Annotated in this window: 15 protein-coding genes; 9 read left to right on the forward strand and 6 right to left on the reverse strand. The window is 69.0% G+C overall.

Annotation, left to right across the window (positions count from 1 at the left end; translation table 11 throughout):
• The first annotated feature begins 212 nt into the window (after window positions 1-212).
• On the forward strand, window positions 213-2,534 hold the full coding sequence (locus KOR34_RS06495; protein ID WP_228714530.1) for an ATP-dependent helicase: 2,322 nt from the start codon (window positions 213-215) through the stop codon (window positions 2,532-2,534).
• 96 nt (window positions 2,535-2,630) lie between these two features.
• Window positions 2,631-3,725 carry an SAM-dependent methyltransferase gene (locus tag KOR34_RS06500; protein ID WP_146563284.1) on the forward strand — a complete coding sequence of 365 codons (1,095 nt, stop codon included), beginning with the start codon at window positions 2,631-2,633 and terminating at the stop codon, window positions 3,723-3,725.
• 738 nt (window positions 3,726-4,463) lie between these two features.
• Here the strand turns inward: KOR34_RS06500 and KOR34_RS06505 are convergent.
• Genes KOR34_RS06505 through KOR34_RS06520 form a run of 4 tightly spaced genes read right to left on the reverse strand, consistent with a single transcriptional unit; the run spans window position 4,464 to window position 7,842 of the window.
• Window positions 4,464-5,420 carry a GNAT family N-acetyltransferase gene (locus tag KOR34_RS06505; protein ID WP_146563286.1) on the reverse strand — a complete coding sequence of 319 codons (957 nt, stop codon included), beginning with the start codon at window positions 5,418-5,420 and terminating at the stop codon, window positions 4,464-4,466.
• Window positions 5,421-5,476: 56 nt separating this feature from the next.
• On the reverse strand, window positions 5,477-5,806 hold the full coding sequence (locus KOR34_RS06510) for a Rieske (2Fe-2S) protein (protein WP_146563288.1): 330 nt from the start codon (window positions 5,804-5,806) through the stop codon (window positions 5,477-5,479).
• Window positions 5,793-6,764 carry a lysophospholipid acyltransferase family protein gene (locus tag KOR34_RS06515; RefSeq protein WP_146563290.1) on the reverse strand — a complete coding sequence of 324 codons (972 nt, stop codon included), beginning with the start codon at window positions 6,762-6,764 and terminating at the stop codon, window positions 5,793-5,795. The genes KOR34_RS06510 and KOR34_RS06515 overlap by 14 nt, the downstream gene beginning before the upstream one ends.
• 34 nt (window positions 6,765-6,798) lie before the next feature.
• Window positions 6,799-7,842 (reverse strand): Gfo/Idh/MocA family protein, encoded by a 1,044-nt coding sequence (locus KOR34_RS06520; RefSeq protein WP_146563291.1) that lies wholly within the window; start codon window positions 7,840-7,842, stop codon window positions 6,799-6,801.
• A gap of 134 nt (window positions 7,843-7,976) precedes the next feature.
• On the opposite strand from KOR34_RS06520, the gene KOR34_RS06525 reads away from it, so the two are divergent.
• From KOR34_RS06525 to KOR34_RS06535, 3 genes are all read left to right on the forward strand, one after another.
• Window positions 7,977-8,453: a tRNA (cytidine(34)-2'-O)-methyltransferase gene (locus tag KOR34_RS06525; RefSeq protein ID WP_146563293.1), complete on the forward strand. Its 477-nt coding sequence runs from the start codon at window positions 7,977-7,979 to the stop codon at window positions 8,451-8,453.
• Window positions 8,454-8,567: 114 nt separating this feature from the next.
• Window positions 8,568-9,446: a UDP-N-acetylmuramate dehydrogenase gene (gene murB, locus KOR34_RS06530; RefSeq protein ID WP_146563295.1), complete on the forward strand. Its 879-nt coding sequence runs from the start codon at window positions 8,568-8,570 to the stop codon at window positions 9,444-9,446.
• A gap of 64 nt (window positions 9,447-9,510) precedes the next feature.
• Window positions 9,511-10,461, forward strand: a complete 951-nt coding sequence (locus tag KOR34_RS06535) for a cell division protein FtsQ/DivIB (protein ID WP_146563297.1) — start codon at window positions 9,511-9,513, stop codon at window positions 10,459-10,461.
• 24 nt (window positions 10,462-10,485) lie between these two features.
• On the opposite strand, the gene KOR34_RS06540 is transcribed toward KOR34_RS06535, so the two are convergent.
• Together KOR34_RS06540 and KOR34_RS06545 are read right to left on the reverse strand one after the other, a co-directional pair.
• On the reverse strand, window positions 10,486-10,704 hold the full coding sequence (locus tag KOR34_RS06540) for a carbon storage regulator (protein WP_146563299.1): 219 nt from the start codon (window positions 10,702-10,704) through the stop codon (window positions 10,486-10,488).
• Window positions 10,705-10,872: 168 nt separating this feature from the next.
• Window positions 10,873-11,454 carry a hydrolase gene (locus KOR34_RS06545; RefSeq protein WP_146563301.1) on the reverse strand — a complete coding sequence of 194 codons (582 nt, stop codon included), beginning with the start codon at window positions 11,452-11,454 and terminating at the stop codon, window positions 10,873-10,875.
• Window positions 11,455-11,566: 112 nt separating this feature from the next.
• On the opposite strand from KOR34_RS06545, the gene KOR34_RS26470 reads away from it, so the two are divergent.
• The 4 genes from KOR34_RS26470 to KOR34_RS26475 all read left to right on the forward strand — a co-directional run bounded on the left by KOR34_RS26470 (window position 11,567) and on the right by KOR34_RS26475 (window position 15,916).
• On the forward strand, window positions 11,567-11,734 hold the full coding sequence (locus KOR34_RS26470; RefSeq protein ID WP_197531194.1) for a hypothetical protein: 168 nt from the start codon (window positions 11,567-11,569) through the stop codon (window positions 11,732-11,734).
• Window positions 11,735-11,818: 84 nt separating this feature from the next.
• Window positions 11,819-12,376, forward strand: coding sequence for an ATP-dependent protease subunit HslV (gene hslV / locus KOR34_RS06550; protein WP_146563303.1), 558 nt, complete (start codon window positions 11,819-11,821; stop codon window positions 12,374-12,376).
• Window positions 12,377-12,815: 439 nt separating this feature from the next.
• Window positions 12,816-14,159: an ATP-dependent protease ATPase subunit HslU gene (hslU, locus tag KOR34_RS06555; protein WP_146563305.1), complete on the forward strand. Its 1,344-nt coding sequence runs from the start codon at window positions 12,816-12,818 to the stop codon at window positions 14,157-14,159.
• 401 nt (window positions 14,160-14,560) lie between these two features.
• The gene (locus KOR34_RS26475; RefSeq protein WP_197531195.1) at window positions 14,561-15,916 is read left to right on the forward strand and encodes a hypothetical protein; all 1,356 of its coding nucleotides are present in this window, start codon (window positions 14,561-14,563) and stop codon (window positions 15,914-15,916) included.
• The last annotated feature ends 51 nt before the right edge of the window (window positions 15,917-15,967 follow it).

Consider the following 15,967-nt stretch of genomic DNA (forward strand, 5'->3'; position numbering starts at 1 on the left):
TTAGCGGGCCCACTCGTCAGCCTTCGCCCGGGCCGTCTTGACCCGTGGGGCGTGACTCTAGAGACGGGCGATCCGTTGCGCCGATCGCGGGAGTATAGCGAATCAAGGCCAGAAAATGTACGGACTGCGGAAAAAATTCCGGCGGCTTCCCGGCCCCTGCTAGCATCGGGCGCCGGTTGAGCCCCGTCCCCGCGCGGCCCCGCGGCGTTAGAATGGCGTGTTCGCCACCGGCCGCCGACGACCACCAACTGCAGACCGCCTTGGACAAGCTGCTCGAGAACCTGAACGACGCCCAGCGCGAGGCCGTGCTGCACGTCGACGGCCCACTGCTCATCCTCGCGGGCCCGGGTAGTGGGAAGACCCGCGTTGTCACCCACAGGATCGCCCATCTGCTCTCGCGCGGCGTGTACGCGTCGCAGATCCTGGCCCTGACGTTCACCAACAAAGCGGCCCAGGAGATGCGCCGCCGCGTCGAGAACCTGGCGCCCGGACAGCGGGTGTGGGTCAGCACCTTCCACCGCTTCGGCGCCCGGCTTCTGCGCGAGCACGCCGACCTAGTCGGCCTGGGGCAGAGCTTCACGATCTACGACACCTCGGACTCGCGGCAGACGCTCAAGCGGGTGATCGAGGCCGAGAAGATTCCCACGATGCACTACACCGCGGACCGCATCGCCAGCGGGATCAGCTCCGCCAAGAACAAGCTGATCACCGCCGACGAGTACCAGCCCCGCAGCAGCAGCCCGCTGTCGAGCGTCGTGGCCCGTGTGTACCCGGCGTACCAGCAGCGGCTGCTGGCCTCCAGCGCGGTTGACTTCGACGACCTGCTGCTGCACGTCGCGAAGCTGCTGAAGGACAACCCGGAGGTCCGCGCCGAGCTCGACAGCCGCTTCCGCTACGTGCTGGTCGACGAGTACCAGGACACCAACCGCGCGCAGTACGTGATCCTGCGGGCGCTCTCGCTGGACTACCCCAACCTGGCCGCCACGGGCGATCCCGACCAGTCGATCTACGGCTGGCGCGGAGCCGACCTGAACAACATCCTCGACTTCGAGCAGGACTACGGGCAGGCCAAAGTTATCCGGCTGGAGCAAAACTACCGCAGCACCAAGGCCATCCTGCGGGCCGCGGACACGCTCATCGGCCACAACCAGCGGCGCAAGAAGAAGGCCCTGTTCACCGAGAACGACGAGGGCCAGCCTATCCGGCTGGTGACCTACGCCGACCAGGACGCCGAGGCGAACAGCATCGCCCGGCAGATCCAGGACGCGATCGAGTCTGGCGAGCGGAAGGCGAGCGACTTCGCCATCTTCTACCGCATCAACGCGCTGTCGCGGTCGATCGAGCGGGCGCTGCGGGCGCACCGCGTGCCGTTCCAGATGGTGCGGGGGCAGGAGTTCTACCAGCGCAAAGAGATCAAGGACGTGCTGGCCTACTGTCAGCTGATCAACAACCCGAAGGACGACGTCGCTTTCGAGCGGACCGTCAACTCGCCCACGCGGGGCATCGGCAAGAAGACGCTCGAGGCCCTCGGCGATCACGCCTACCGGTACGGCGCCCCGCTGCTCGAGGCGGCCCGCGAGTCGGGCCTGATCGAGGGGCTGGCCAAACGCTCGGCGGCCAAGCTCTCGCAATTCGTCGCATTGATCGACAAGCTCACCGCCCACGCCGGCGGGCCGGTCGAGGAGGTGATCGGCAGCGTGATCTCCGAGTCCGGCTACCGCCAGCGGCTCGTCGACAGCGACGACGAGGAGGACGCCAGCCGGCTGGCCAACATCGAGGAACTGCTGACCGACGCCCGCCAGTTCGACGAGGAGTTTGAAGGCGAGGCCGGGCTCGAGGAGTACCTCGAACGCACCTGGCTCGTCAACGAGACCGACAACTGGGAGGACGACTCTGACAAGGTCACGCTGATGACGCTTCACGCGGCCAAGGGGCTCGAATTCCCCGTGGTGTTCCTGGTCGCCGTGGAGGACGGCATCCTGCCGCACGAGCGGAGCTCGATGGACACCCAGCAGCTTGAGGAGGAACGCCGCCTGGCTTTTGTCGGCATCACCCGCGCTGAAGCGGAGCTGCAGCTCAGCCTGGTGCGGCTGCGCGACTTCCGTGGACAGCGGCGGATGGCGGTGCCCAGCAGCTTCCTGATGGAGATGCCCACCCACGAGATGCAGTCCGACCACGGCAGCGGCTCGCTGGAGGTCGACCCGTGGGAACAGTTCGACCTGCCGCCCGAAGAAGAAGTCTGGGTCGACCCGAACGCGGCGCCGGCGCCCGAGCCGGAGCCGCGGATCTCGGCCGCCATCACCACCGCCGCCGAACTCACCGACCAGACGCCCCGCCCCGCGACAACGCCGAAGGCCTCGCCGGACGACTTCTCGCTCGACATGACCGTGCGGCACCCGGAATACGGGCTCGGCAAGATCAAGTCGCTGAGCGGTTCGGGCAAGCGCCGGGCGGCGACCGTCGAGTTCGCCCTGGCGGGCGAGCGACGCATCGTGCTGGCCCACAGCCCTCTGCAGCCGGTGGGCAACCGGTAACGACCGTGATCCCCACCGCTGGCGGCGCCGCCACGGCGCGGCGATACTCTGTTGCTCCCGCAGCGACACCACCCCGATTGAGACTAGGCGGCGTTTATGGTTGAGAGTCAGTACCTGTTTGCCGCCTGCCAGGCGGGCGCCCAGAACGCGCTCAAGCTGGAGGTGGAACGCCGCGCGCCGGACTGGCGGCTGGCATTCAGCCGGCCCGGGTTCGTCACGTTCAAGGCGCCCTCGCCGATCACCCTGGCCAGCGAGGCGATCCCCCGCATGACCTTCGCCCGCACGCGCGGGCTGTCGCTCGGCAAGGCCAGCGGCAGCGACCAGCTCGACGAGCTCGCCGCGCAGGTGTGGGACAACGAGCAGGTGCGGCAGCTGGTTGCTGATCATGGGCCGGTGGCTCTGCATGTTTGGCGGCGCGACGAGCAGGTGCCCGGAGCGGGCGGCTTCGAGCCCGGCCGCGACGAGCTCAGCGCCCTGGTCCGCACCGGCGTCAGCGCCGCCGCGCCAGAGGGCGCCCTGCACAACCCCCAGACCGCGCCGACCGACGGCGCGGTGCTCGACATCGCGCTGGTGGAGCCGAACGAGTGGTGGTTGGGCGCGCACCAGATGCGCTCGCGGGTCGACCGCTGGCCGGGCGGCACGCCCAGCATCCGCCTGCCCGAGCACGCCGTCAGCCGCGCGTACCTCAAGCTGGAGGAGGCCCTCCGCTGGGCCGCGCTGCCGACCCACGCCGGCGATGTGTGGATCGAGTTGGGCTGCGCCCCGGGCGGCGCCAGCCAGGCGCTGCTGGACCGCGGCATGGGTGTGATTGGCGTCGACCCGGCGGAGGTCGACCCGCTGCTCACCGAGCACCCCGACTTCCTGCACTTCAAGATGCGCGCCGGCGACGTCCGCCGCAGCGAGCTGCAGCCCGCCCGCTGGCTGGCGTGCGACGTGAACGCCGCGCCGCAGTACACACTCGACGCGGTCGAACCGGTGGTCACCCACCCCAGCATCACCATCCGCGGGATGATCCTCACGCTCAAGCTTCCCGACTGGTCGCTCGCCGAGCCCGACGCGCTGGACGAGGTCGTAAAGCGGGTGAAGGGCTGGGGCTACAAGGACGTCCGCCTGCGGCAGCTCGCCTTCAATCGCTGCGAGCTCTGCCTGGCCGCGCTCCGCAGCCGCGGCCAACGCCGCCTGCGGCGGTGAGTTGATCAACGCGTAGAAGCTAAACGATCGGAAGCCCGGGGCAGCTACACCTTTGAGCGCCCCGCGCGCGGGTGCCGGGGGCGCTCCGCGGCAGCCCCCGTGCGCTAGGAAACGGCTACAGGTACATCGCGGGGGCTCCCCTATCGGGAGCGCCCCCGGCGCCCGCGTCGGCTTTCAGACCCGGGTTTTGTCCGATTCGTTTTGTCCAAAAACACGCGCGCAGGGGACAGAACTCACGGCCTATTCCTCCCTAAGTTTCCTGTAAGTGCTTTTAAGTTAGTCGGTTGCGCTAATCTCCCTTGAATTGGCGCGGTCGGGTTTTGTCCGTTTTTGGGCGCGCCGATCGGACAGTATGGCGGCGCCAAATCAGTCAATCTGCAACGGCTCGACGAGCGCGATGGCTCGCTGCGGTCTGGTCTCGCTACGTCGTGGCGTGGCGCCTCCCCGTGTTGGCAGACGAGCATACGAATCCACTGTCCATTAGACCGCGCTGGGTGGCAGGTTTCAGCAACAAACTGAAGGTGGGAAGTGAAGTGAGCGGTCCCGCGGAGAGTCGTTAGAACAACATCGCCACTGGACGGAGAGATAGCGCCGACCCAGCATGGTCGTTGTCCGTCGGGTGGCAGTGGCGCCGTCTCGTCGGCTCGCCAACTCGTCGGCGTCCACCGGGTATGTCAGTAGAGCGAGGGGGTTAGCGGCGAGCGCCGTGCGAACTCACCTTCAACTCACCCCCAATCCTCACCCGCCCGGCTTGCGGAACACGACGCCGCGGTCGACCTGGGTGAAGTCGAGGCCGCGGTACAGGTTGAGCGCCGGCTCGTTGTCCGCCATCACGTGGGCCTCGAGCAACGCCACGCCCCGCTTGCGCAGCGTCTTGAACGCCTCGCCGAGCAGGTACGAGGCCAGCTTCCGCCGCCGCTCGTCTGGCGCGACGTACAGGTCCCGCAGGCCCGCGGTGCGGATGCCCCACCGGGTGGCCAGGGGCTCGATGTCCCAGAACTCGACGCGGGCGAGGGTCTCGTAGGTGCAGCGGGGCGTCAGGCGGAACACCTGCCGCTCGGCGTCGGCCAGCCGGTTGGCGTCCCACCAGTTGTCGACCGTGGGCGAGAAGTTCTGCTGGAACTGCGTCTCACGCTTGAGCAGCCGCTGCTCGCGCGACACGGCGGGGCGGTAGCGGGAGAGCTCGTGGTGCATAACCATCGCCCGGCACGCCACCTCGTAGCCGTTCGACTCGAACGCCTCGGTGGTGAGCCGGTCGGAGTCCAGCACGCCGGACAACTCGCTGCCGCCGTACAGCCCGAGGTAAAAGCCATCGAGCGGGCGCATCCCGCCGCCGTACAGCACCTTGGCGCCGCGCGAGCGGAGGTACTCCTCGCAGGCCCCCAGCAGGTCGGACACCAGCTCCGGCGTGCGGCTGGTGGGCAGCGTCATGAGCATCTGCGTGGCGCCCATCGAGTAGTCGATGTCGGCGCCGTCCTCGGTGGGGCCGAACGCGCCGTGGGCGAAGCCAACGATGCGGTCGTTGCGGCTCGCGACGATCATCCCCTCCGGGTCGAACGTCTGCTTGGAGAACACCATCTGCTCCAGCAGGGCAGACGTGACGGGCTGCACCAGCCCGCGTTGCGGCGGCTGGCGGTTCCATACCTCCGCGATCGCGGGGGGGTCCGAGTTCTTGAAACTGCGCAGTTGGAACAACGCGCTGCCGCGATTGGTGAGGTTACGTCGGGGTACAAGCGGCTTGCTGCCGGACGCTAGCCCGGCGGCTCGAGGCTCACCAGTATCCTATCGCTCTGGACCTTCACCGCAAAGGACGCCTGCCGGATGGTCTGGCTCAGCGTCTGCCGCCCGGTCGCGACGTCGTACTGCCAGCCGTGCCACGGGCAGGTGACCGTGCACCCCGACAGCCGGCCCTTGCCGATCGGCCCGCCCTGGTGCGCGCAGATCCCGTCGATTGCGTGCAGCCGCCCCTCGACGTTGGCGATCGCCACGATCCGGTCGCCCACCACCGCCTCGATCACCGCGCCGGGCGGGACCTGGTCGGCGGGGCCGGCGTCGTGCCAGGTTGAGTCAGGCGTCGGCATCGGGCTGTCCGGCGTTGGTCGCTTCGGCTTGGCGGGACAGGCGCTTGAGCGCCCGCGGCGGCGGGGTTCCTTTCCAGCGTCGATGGACCCACCAGTACTGCTCGGGCGCGCGGAGGATCATCCGCTCGAGCTGCCCGGTGTACCACTCGGTTAGCGCCGGGACCGACCCCAACGCGAACCCCTCGGCCAGCGGGTCGACCTGATCGGCAAGCTCGACCTCGAACTCCAGCGGTCCGCCGATGCGGCGCGTCGCGGTCACCATAGTCGGGGCCTCGTAGCCGAGCGTGAACAACGCCACCGCTTTGTGGGTTGAGGCGGGCTTGCCGAAGAAGTTGACCCAGCAGGCCTTGTCGCCGGCGGCCTGGTCGCCCAGCAGCGTCAGCGTGCCGCCGCCCGACAGCAGCTCCTCGATGGCGTCGCGGCTGCCCTGCTTGGGCAGCATGTGCTGGCCGGTGCGGCCGCGGAAGTCGTTGACGAAGCGGTCTACAAAGCGGTTGTCGAGCGTCCGCGCCACGGTGTGCGACGGGAAGCCGAACAGCCCCAGCATGTAGCCGCCGAACTCGAAGTTGCTGTAGTGGCCGGAGATGACCACCTTCGGCCGGTCGAGCAGCAGAGTCCGGACCACCGGCTCCATCTGCGGCACGCGGCAGTGGCGCCGCCAGGTGGTGCGGTGCACGGCCCGCGGCGCGTGGGCGATCTCGGCGACCATCAGGAACAGGTGCCGCCACATCGCCCGGGCGACGCGGCGGCGCTCGGCGGGCGCAGCCCCGGGCAGCGCGAGGGTCAGGTTCTCGTCCACCAGCCGGCGTCGGAAGCCGAGCACGCCTCCGAACAGGTCGCCGAGCAACGCGGCGCCCCGCTCGCAGACCGACATCGGCAGCGCCTGGATCACGGCGATCACGCACCGCAGCGCCAAGTAGGCGGCGTAGTCGGCGGCGGGTTTGGCGGCGCTCGGCATGGGGCCGATTGTGCCAGAACGCCCGCCGCCGTCGCTAGGCCATCTTGATGACCCGGCCGGTCTTGGCGGACTTGTAGATCGCCTCGATGATCGCGACGCTCTTGCGTCCCTCGTGGCCGTCGACCGCGGGGGTGGTGTCCTTCTGGATCGCCTTGACGAAGTCCTGGATCTGCAGCGTGTGGCCGTGGTGGCCGATGGCCGCCGGGTCGGCGGCGCCGCCGCCGGTGCTCTTCGACTTCTTCATCTCGGCCAGGATCTTCTCGTCGGACTTGAGCTTCTTGGCGAAGTCCCAGGTCTTGAGGTCCTCCTCCTCGAGCACCGCGGTGCCCTGTGAGCCGTGCAGCTCGATCCGCTTCAGGTAGCCCGGGTAGACGGCGGTCGAGGCCTCGATGACGCCCAGCGCGCCGCTGGCGAACCGCAGCGTCGCGACCGCGGTGTCCTCCACCTCGATCCGCTCGTGCGCCAGCGTGGCGGTCTGGGCCTGGATCTCCTCGACGGGGCCCATCAGCCACTGCAGCAGGTCGACGGTGTGGATGGCCTGGTTCATCAGCGCGCCGCCGCCGTCCAGCTTCCAGGTGCCGCGCCAGGCGCCGCTGTCGTAGTACTCCTGGGTGCGGAACCATTTGACGTAGGCGTCGCCCAGCGTGACGCGGCCGAAGCGTCCCTTGTCGACCGCCCGTTTCATCTGCACCGACGAGTCGTGGAACCGCGACGGGAAGATCGCGCCCAGCTTCACGCCCGCCTCCTCGCAGGCGGCGATCGCGCGGTCGCACCGCTTGGTGGTGACCTCCAGCGGCTTCTCGACGATCACGTGCTTGCCCGCCTTGGCGGCGGCCAGCGTCGGCTCCAGGTGCGCGCCGCTGGGGGTGCCGATCGTGACCGCGTCGACCGCCGGGTCGGCCAGCATCTGCTTGAGGTCGTGGTGCGCGGTCAGGCCGAACTCCTCGGCCAGCTTGTCGGCGTTGGCCGGGTTGCGGTCAAAGCACGCGACCGGCTTGGCGCCGCGGACGTCGTTGATGGCGCGGGCGTGGAAGCGGCTGATCATGCCGCAGCCGATGATTCCAAAACCGATAGGCATGGCGCTGGGTGGGTCTCAAACGGTGGGAGAAGTCTTGCCGGACGGTGCGGCCCGGATGCGAGACCCGCTAGTATAGGGGCACGCGGCGGCCCCCTCCACCCGGCCGCCCCTCCACCACACCGACCCGACCCGCTATGCCCGATCCCTACGAGCCCCGGCTGCACGTCGTGCTGTACCAGCCGGAGATCCCCTACAACACCGGCAGCGTGGGCCGCACGTGCGTCGCGCTCGGCGCGAAGCTCTGGCTGGTCAGGCCGCTGGGCTTCCAGGTCGATCACCACAACCTGCGGCGGGCGGGGCTGGACTACTGGCAACACCTGGCGTGGGAGGTGGTGGACGACTGGGAGTCGCTCACCGCCCGGCTGCCGTTCGAGCGGTTCTGGTGCTTTACCAAATTCGCCGAGCGGCTCTACACCCGGGCCGAGTACCGCGAGGGCGACGTGCTGCTCTTCGGCCGCGAGTCTCAGGGCCTGCCGGAGGAGATCCGCCGCGCGGCGGGCGACCGGGCCCTGCGGTTCCCGACCCGCCCCGAGGTGCGCAGCCTGAACCTGTCGAATTGCGTGGCGGTCGCCGGGTACGAGGCGCTGCGGCAGTGGGGGGGGGGCGAATAGCGGCCGTTTTGCCGCCGCCCGGCCTGCTTTTCTCGCCTACCGCTCTTTCCCTGGAGGGTACAATCCCGTCCAATAGACCCGTTCCACGACAGGCTCCCCTTCCTCGCGCTTGCAATGTCACTGGCTACCGAATTCAAAGAGATCCTCAAGCCCCAGGCCCCCATCGCCGAGCGGACCTGGTTTCAGACCGGCGGCGCCGCGGAGTACTTTGCGGAGCCCCAGAGCGTCGAGCAGCTGCAGCAGTTGGTTCAGCGGTGCCACAGCGAGGGGCTGACCGTGCGCGTGCTGGGCGGCGGTTCGAACGTGCTGGTGCGTGACGAGGGGGTCAGCGGCATGGTGATCAGCCTGGCCGCGCCCGCGTTCTCGGCGATCGGCGTCAGCGGCCACTCGATCAAGGCCGGCGGCGGCGCGGTGCTGGCCGAGGTGATCAGCGAGTCGGTGCGGCACGGCCTCGCGGGGCTCGACCCGCTGGTCGGCATCCCGGGCGTGGTGGGCGGCGCGCTGCACGGCAACGCCGGCAGCCGCGGCGGCGACATCGGCCAGTGGACCTGCGCGGCGACCGTGATGACCCGCACCGGCGAGATCGTCAGCCGCAACCGCGAAGAGATGGTGTTCGCCTACCGCAAGAGCAGCCTGGACGAGCTGGTGATCCTGGACGCCGAGTTCCAGCTCGAGGAGGACAGCCCCGAGCAGCTTACCAAGCGCCTGCAGAAGCAGTGGATCATCAAGAAGGCGAGCCAGCCGATGGCCGACGAGCGGACCGGCTGCATCTTCAAGAACCCCCGCGGCATGAGCGCCGGCATGCTGATCGACCAGGCCGGCCTGCGGGGCGCCAGCGTCGGCGAGGCGCAGGTCAGCCAGAAGCACGCCAACTTCATCGTCGCCGGGGCGGGCGCCAGCAGCGCCGACGTCCTGAAGCTGATCGATACCGTCCGCAGCCGCGTCGCCGAGCGGCTGGGAGTCGAGCTGGAAACCGAGCTGGAAATCTGGTAACTAGCCCGGCTGACGCGGCGCGCGACGCGCCGGATCCCCCGTCTGTTGGCATGGAGGCTGACCGGTGGCTGCGCAATCGAACGGCAATCTCATCTCGGCCACTGTCGCCTCGGTGTCCCGCCGCTGGCGGGTGCTGCTGGGCGGCGCGGTGCTGGTCGGCCTCGGCTGGGTGGGGTCCGCCGTGTGGCGCGTCTCGCAGGTGCCGCTCCGCACCCACGCGGACTTTCAGATCACCGCCGCGGCGGTCGACACCACGCCCCCGCCCCCGTGGGTGCGGGTCGATATCCGCGAGCAGGCGATCGAACGCGCCACGCTGCAGGGGCCGCTCAGCGTGATCGACGCCCAGCAGGCGGTCGCACGCATCGCCGAGGCGTTCCGCCACGAGCCCTGGGTCCGCAAGGTCGACAAGGTCGAGCTGCAGCCGCCCAACCGCGCGCGGGTCGAGCTGCAGTGGCGGCGGCCGCTGGCCGTGGTGGCGGTCGAATCGCCGGCCGGCGTTTCGCTGACGCCGATCGACGCGGAGTCCGTGCGGCTCCCAACCGCCGGGCTGAAGGACGGCGAGCTGCGGCGGATGCCCCGCATCACCGGCGTCCGCGGCGCCCCGCCCACGGGCGAGGCCTGGGTCGACCCCCAGGTCAACGACGCGGTGTCGCTGATCAACGCGATGGGCGACAACTGGGCCCGGCTCAGCCTGGCGGACATCGCGCCCCTGGGGCAGCCGCAGATCCGCGGCGACCTGCACTACTACCAGTTCGAGGTGATCACCATCGGCGGCACACGGATCTTCTGGGGCGCCGCCCCGGGCGTGCCGACCGAAGAGCCGGCCTTCGCCGCCAAGCTGGCTACGCTGCAGCGGTTTGTGTCCGGCAACCACGTGCAGCTGGACGGCTACAACTCGCCGGAGATCATCGACCTGCGTCGCGGCCTCGACACGACCAAACGGATCGCCAAGAAGAAAGACGGCAAGCGGACAGCGCAGGCCGAGACCGGCAGCGGCGACGAGGTCGTCAAATAAGCGACCCGGCTAAGTCGGCGGGGGTCAGTCGGCTTCGCGGTCGGCTTCGAGGAACGCAGCGTCCTGGCGGAGGAGCTCTTCCTCCGCGGCGATCTGCTGGGCCAGTTCCTCACGGACAACGGGCATGTTGGCGGGGGCTTCGATGCCCAGCCGCACTCCGCCCGGCCCGGCCTTGACCACGGTCACCACGACCTGGTCGCCGATCAGCAGACGCTCGCCTATCTTGCGGGAGAGGACTAACACGGAGGGGGTCCTTGGGAGGGGCCGGCCCAAATCCATACCTGCCGGCTGGTGACAGCGTATCGGCTGGTCGCGCGGAATGCAACGATGCCAGCCCGCTTGTCAAGCGGAACGTGCGGTTTGTTCGCGGGCGGGCGGCGCGACTTTAGGAGGGATAGGCGGACCAGCCGGTCATTCAGGGGGAGCCTGCTTGGCGAGCGCGCTGATCGCCTTGAAGGGCGCCGTGCCGGCCTCGACGCACCACTCGAACAACGCCGCCTCGGTGGTGGTCAGCGTCGCGCCGGCCGACTCCATCCGCCTGAGCGCGGTCTGGTGGTCGACCTCTCGGCGCGAGCTCACCGCGTCCACCGCGACGTACACCCGGAACCCGGCGGCCAGCAGGTCGAGCGCCGTCTGCTGGATGCAGACGTGCGTCTCGATGCCGGCCAGCAGCACGCGCTCGCGGCCGTCCGATTGCCACCCGGACAGCAGGTCGCCGCACTCGCGGCAGCTGAACATCAGCTTGGCGGCGGCGCTGCCGGCGAGGTGCTCGGTCAGCTCTGGGACCGTGGGGCCCAGCTTCTCGGGGTACTGCTCGGTCGCGGCCGCCGGCACACCCAGGGCCGCGGCGCCCTGCAGCAGGCGGCCGCAGTTCCAGGTGAGCCGGGCCGGGTCCCGCACCGCCGGGGCCAGCCGCTCCTGCACGTCCACGACCAGCAGGGCCGTGTCGTCGGCGTTCATCAGTTCGGGGCTGCGGGGCAGGGGGGCGGGCATAGTCGGGCGCTTTCCAGGGGGTGGGGGCCGGATGATAGAATAGTAGCCGTCAGCCCCTACGCCAATTCACCCCGCGGCTCCACGGCGCCGCTTGTAGCACCCACGGGCGCCCATGTCATCCAAGTGCAAGACCCTCTGCGACTGGTCTAAGAAGGACTTTGTCAGCAAGTTCGACGAGCTCAAGACCATTGTCGGCGACCCCAAGTTCGCCTGCGTCAAGTGCGGGCGGGCGGCGTGCGAGAAGAAGTGGCTGTGCAAGGGGAAGCCGCTGGGCGGCTAGCGGCGCCGCGGGATGTCCAGCGGGCGCCGACGAATCTCCGCCCGCCCCTTGGCCTGCCTCGCCGGGCCGCGGACAATGGCCAGCATGCCAGAGAACCTTCGCCCAAGAATACGCTCCACCACAATCCTGACGGTCCGCAAGGACGGCGTTGTCGCGATGGGCGGCGACGGCCAGGTCAGCCTGGGCGACACTGTCATGAAGTCCGACGCGCGGAAGATCCGCCCGCTTCTGGACGGCCGCGTGCTGACCGGTTTCGCCGGCGGGGCCGCCGACGCGTTCGCGCTGCTGGACCGATTTGAAGCGAAGCTGAAGGACCACCCCCGCAACATGCCGCGCGCCGCGACCGAGCTGGCCAAGGACTGGCGGACCGACCGCGCGCTGCGGCGGCTGGAGGCCTTGCTCGCCATCTGCGATGAGAAGGACACCCTGCTCGTCAGCGGCACCGGCGACGTGATCCAGCCGTCCGACGGCATCCTCGGCATCGGCTCCGGCGGCAACTACGCGGTGGCGGCCGCCCGGGCGCTGGCGAAGCACTCAAACCTGTCCGCCGAAGAAATCGTCCGCGAGGCGCTTGCCATCGCCGCGGACATCTGCGTTTACTCCAACCACAACATCGTCGTTGAGACGCTTTCCGCAGGATGACGTTTGAGAATGAGGGGATTGGTGGGACTGTCGCTACACATTGCAAAGCTCCGCACTCATGTACGATACGCCCTACTCAAGAGATGAGATCGAGAATCTAACAGACTCAGATTGGCCGCAGCGGGGAGTCAAATGCGAGAAGTGTGGGGTCTGGATTCCTCAATTCTCCGAAGTTACCCCTGCAATCGAAGCAGAGCTGAGAGATCTAGATGCCACGCTAGCGATGGCACAGCTGCAAGAATTAACAGGCTGTCCCCTCCGTTGGGCAAAGATTTGGTACTTGCATCCCAATGGGACTAATCCGCGATTCAAGGGCCGCCTGTGTCCATACTGCGGAGCGCAATTACGCAGTAACAAGGCAAGACAGTGTTTGAGTTGCGGCGCTGACTGGCACGCAACGTAGCATCCCCGTACACCAACGTTCCTACCCAACAACGCCGTGAAAGAACTGACCCCCCGCGAGATCGTCACTGAGCTCGACCGCCACATCGTCGGTCAGGCGGACGCCAAACGCGCCGTGGCGGTCGCGATCCGCAACCGCTGGCGGCGGCAGCGCGTCGACGAGTCGCTCCGCAAGGAGATCGCGCCGAAGAACATCATGATGATCGGCCCGACCGGCGTCGGTAAAACCGAGATCGCCCGCCGGCTCGCCAAGCTGACCGGCGCGCCGTTCATCAAGGTCGAGGCGACCAAGTACACCGAGGTCGGCTACTACGGCCGCGACGTGGAGAGCATGGTCCGCGAGCTGGTGGAGAACGCCATCGGCATCGTCCGCGAGCAGGAGATGGCCGGCGTCGAGGCGGAGGCCAAGCGGCGGGTCGACGACCGGCTGCTCGAGCTGCTGGCGCCGACCCCGTCGTCGTTCAGCGTGGGGCCCGGCGAGGAGGACCCGGCCGAGCGGCACGAGCGGACCCGCGAGAAGATGCGCGCCATGCTGGTCGCCGGCGAGATGGAGGAACGCGAGGTCGAGATCCAGACCGAGAAGAAGGTGCAGGCGATGATGCTGCCCGGCATGGGCGGCGGCGACGGCGGCATGGACATCGACATGCAGGGCATGCTGGAGAAGATCCTCCCGAAACAGGTCGCCCGCCGCAAGATGGCCGTCAAGGACGCGCGCAAGGTGCTCTTCGAGCAGGAGTGCGAGGCCCTGATCAACCAGGACAAGGTGAACGCCAAGGCGGTCGAGCTCGCCGAGAACCTGGGCATCATCTTCCTCGACGAGATGGACAAGGTGGTCGCCAGCGAAGGGGGCAAGGGCGCCGACGTCAGCCGCCAGGGCGTGCAGCGCGACCTCCTGCCGATCGTCGAGGGCACCACGGTCCAGACCCGCTACGGCTACGTTAAGACGGACCACATCCTGTTCGTCGGCGCCGGCGCGTTCCACAAGGTCAGCCCCAGTGACCTGATGCCGGAGCTGCAGGGCCGCTTCCCGATCCGCGTCGAGCTGAACGACCTCACCCACGCGGACTTCGTGCGGATCCTCACCGAGCCCCGCGCCAGCCTAACCAAGCAGTACGCCGCTCTCATGGCCACCGAAGGCGTGACCGTCAACTTCACGGACGACGCCATCGACCGGCTGGCCCAGCTGGCGTTCGACGTCAACCAGACGACGCAGAACATCGGCGCGCGGCGGCTCTACACGATGATGGAACGCCTGCTGGAGGAGCTCAGCTTCGAGGCGCCCGACATGAAGACCGGCGCCGTGCCGATCAACGCCGCCTACGTCGACGAGCGGTTCAGGGAGATCACCGCCGACGAGGACCTCAGCCGGTTCATCCTGTAGTCGCGCAAGCACGCTGTGCGCACCGCCGCCGCCAGGCGAGTCCGGGCGGTCCCTGCGAGTTGTCGCAGGCGAAACCGCAACGCTCCGCTCGAGGTGGCTCTAAACCGCACGGCCCCTTGTTGCAAAACCTTTGACGCGCGCCGGCGTCGCGCCGCAGAATGGCCGGTGCGCGCCCGCTTCCTGGCGGGCCGCTCTCTTCTTTGCTGATCGACTTTATGCGCTGCCCGGGCTGTTTGCTGCCGGGCGTGTTTCTGAGAGCTCATCCCGCTTGCCGAGCGGGAGCCGGGGTGCGGTCGCGCAACCCGCGCCCCGGGTGTCTCCTTGCGCATGAGGAGGGAAGTGTAATGCGATCAGCAATCAGGCCCCACGGAGGGAGGGCACTAGCGGCCGGAGCGGCGGTCTTGGCGACCGCCTGTTCCGCGGTCTGTCACGCCGGGGACTACTACACCACGGTCCCCTTCCTGCCCACGGTCAAGATCGGCCCCGACGCCGCGGGCGCCACGCCGGCCCGCGAGGTGTACGGCAAGGAGTACTCGCACACCGACTGGTTCACCGCGGCGACCGTGCTGGGGCTCGACCCCAACCTGGTGAACATCGAGGACCACGACGCCTTCGCCACGCCCGACCCGCTGCAGGTCGTGTCGTGGGACGGCCTGCCCGGCCCGTACGGCCCGTTGGGCCCCGGGAGCGGCGGCCCCAATAGCGGCTCGGTCGACGCGTTCGACTTCGGGTCGCCCACGTACTCGTTCGAGCACCGCGAGGGCCAGATCGACGCGCTGGCCAACCGCGGCGACTTCCTGTTCCGCCAGGTGACCGACAACACGGCCACGCTGCTGTTCTCGGTCACGGCCGACCTTGGCATCAGCGGCGCCGCAAAGGCCCACGTGCACTTCGAGGACCCCGACCCGGTCGACCTATCGCCCACGGGCGACGTGGCCGACGTGTGGGCCGTGATCGAGGCGCCGCCGGCCGGCCCCGGGTTGGGCCCCGGCGTGAACCACCACGTGGTGGAGGACCTGGACGCGCTGGAGGTCTGGGGCGCCGAGCCGCCCACGCACAACCGCCCGGCGGGCATCCCCACGCCGGTGGTTGAGGGCTACATCGGAGGTTTCGGCGTTGGCCCCGCCACCGCCGACGCCAACCGGTTCTCGCTGGACGTCGACGCCGCGACCGGCGTGTCGGTGTTCGCGTTCAGCGCCTCCGGACCGTCGGCGGGCCTGATCACGCCGTGGATCCCCCACAGCGAGATCGTCGCCGCGGTCGAGTCGCTCCTGCTGAGCGGCATGGGCGATGGCCTGCGGCTTGACCCCGAGTCGCTCCACCTGATCGACGTCGACGGCACCATGGCCAGCGACGTCGAACCCGACCTGGACCACACGTCGCTGTCGTGGGGCCCGGGTGACGAGCTGCTGTTCACGGTCGACCCGTTCACCGCGGGCGTGATCGACGCATCCGGCGCCGTGATCGGGTCGGTGTTCATGGACGGTGGCGAGATCATGCACCTGTCCAAGACCGGCCTCGGGCCCGGCGCGTTCGCGGTGTCGTACCTGTCGCACGGCGGCCACCTGTGGGACACGGCGTTCGACGTCAGCGGGACGTTCGGCTACGAGTTCGAGGACGTCGACGCGTTGGAGGCGGTCGGCACGCTTACCGGCGACATCGACATCCCAACGCCGGAACCGTCGTCGGCCGTGCTGGCGGTTGTCGGCGCGGCCATCGCAGGGTGGCGCCGCCGCGGCAAGCCCGCCGTGGCATGATTATGGGGAGGGAGCGGGCGCCCGGCCGGCGCCCGCATCGACGCCAACGCC

Source organism: Posidoniimonas corsicana, assembly GCF_007859765.1.
Classification (GTDB): Bacteria; Planctomycetota; Planctomycetia; order Pirellulales; family Lacipirellulaceae; genus Posidoniimonas; species Posidoniimonas corsicana.

Bases quoted from the DNA above. Each gene is read 5' to 3' on its own strand.
- KOR34_RS06495 (WP_228714530.1), top strand. From the start codon at position 213: ATGGCGTGTTCGCCACCGGCCGCCGACGACCACCAACTGCAGACCGCC.
- KOR34_RS06500 (WP_146563284.1), top strand. From the start codon at position 2,631: ATGGTTGAGAGTCAGTACCTGTTTGCCGCCTGCCAGGCGGGCGCCCAG.
- KOR34_RS06510 (WP_146563288.1), bottom strand. From the start codon at position 5,806: ATGCCGACGCCTGACTCAACCTGGCACGACGCCGGCCCCGCCGACCAG.
- KOR34_RS06515 (WP_146563290.1), bottom strand. From the start codon at position 6,764: ATGCCGAGCGCCGCCAAACCCGCCGCCGACTACGCCGCCTACTTGGCG.
- KOR34_RS06520 (WP_146563291.1), bottom strand. From the start codon at position 7,842: ATGCCTATCGGTTTTGGAATCATCGGCTGCGGCATGATCAGCCGCTTC.
- KOR34_RS06525 (WP_146563293.1), top strand. From the start codon at position 7,977: ATGCCCGATCCCTACGAGCCCCGGCTGCACGTCGTGCTGTACCAGCCG.
- murB (WP_146563295.1), top strand. From the start codon at position 8,568: ATGTCACTGGCTACCGAATTCAAAGAGATCCTCAAGCCCCAGGCCCCC.
- KOR34_RS06545 (WP_146563301.1), bottom strand. From the start codon at position 11,454: ATGCCCGCCCCCCTGCCCCGCAGCCCCGAACTGATGAACGCCGACGAC.
- KOR34_RS26470 (WP_197531194.1), top strand. From the start codon at position 11,567: ATGTCATCCAAGTGCAAGACCCTCTGCGACTGGTCTAAGAAGGACTTT.
- hslV (WP_146563303.1), top strand. From the start codon at position 11,819: ATGCCAGAGAACCTTCGCCCAAGAATACGCTCCACCACAATCCTGACG.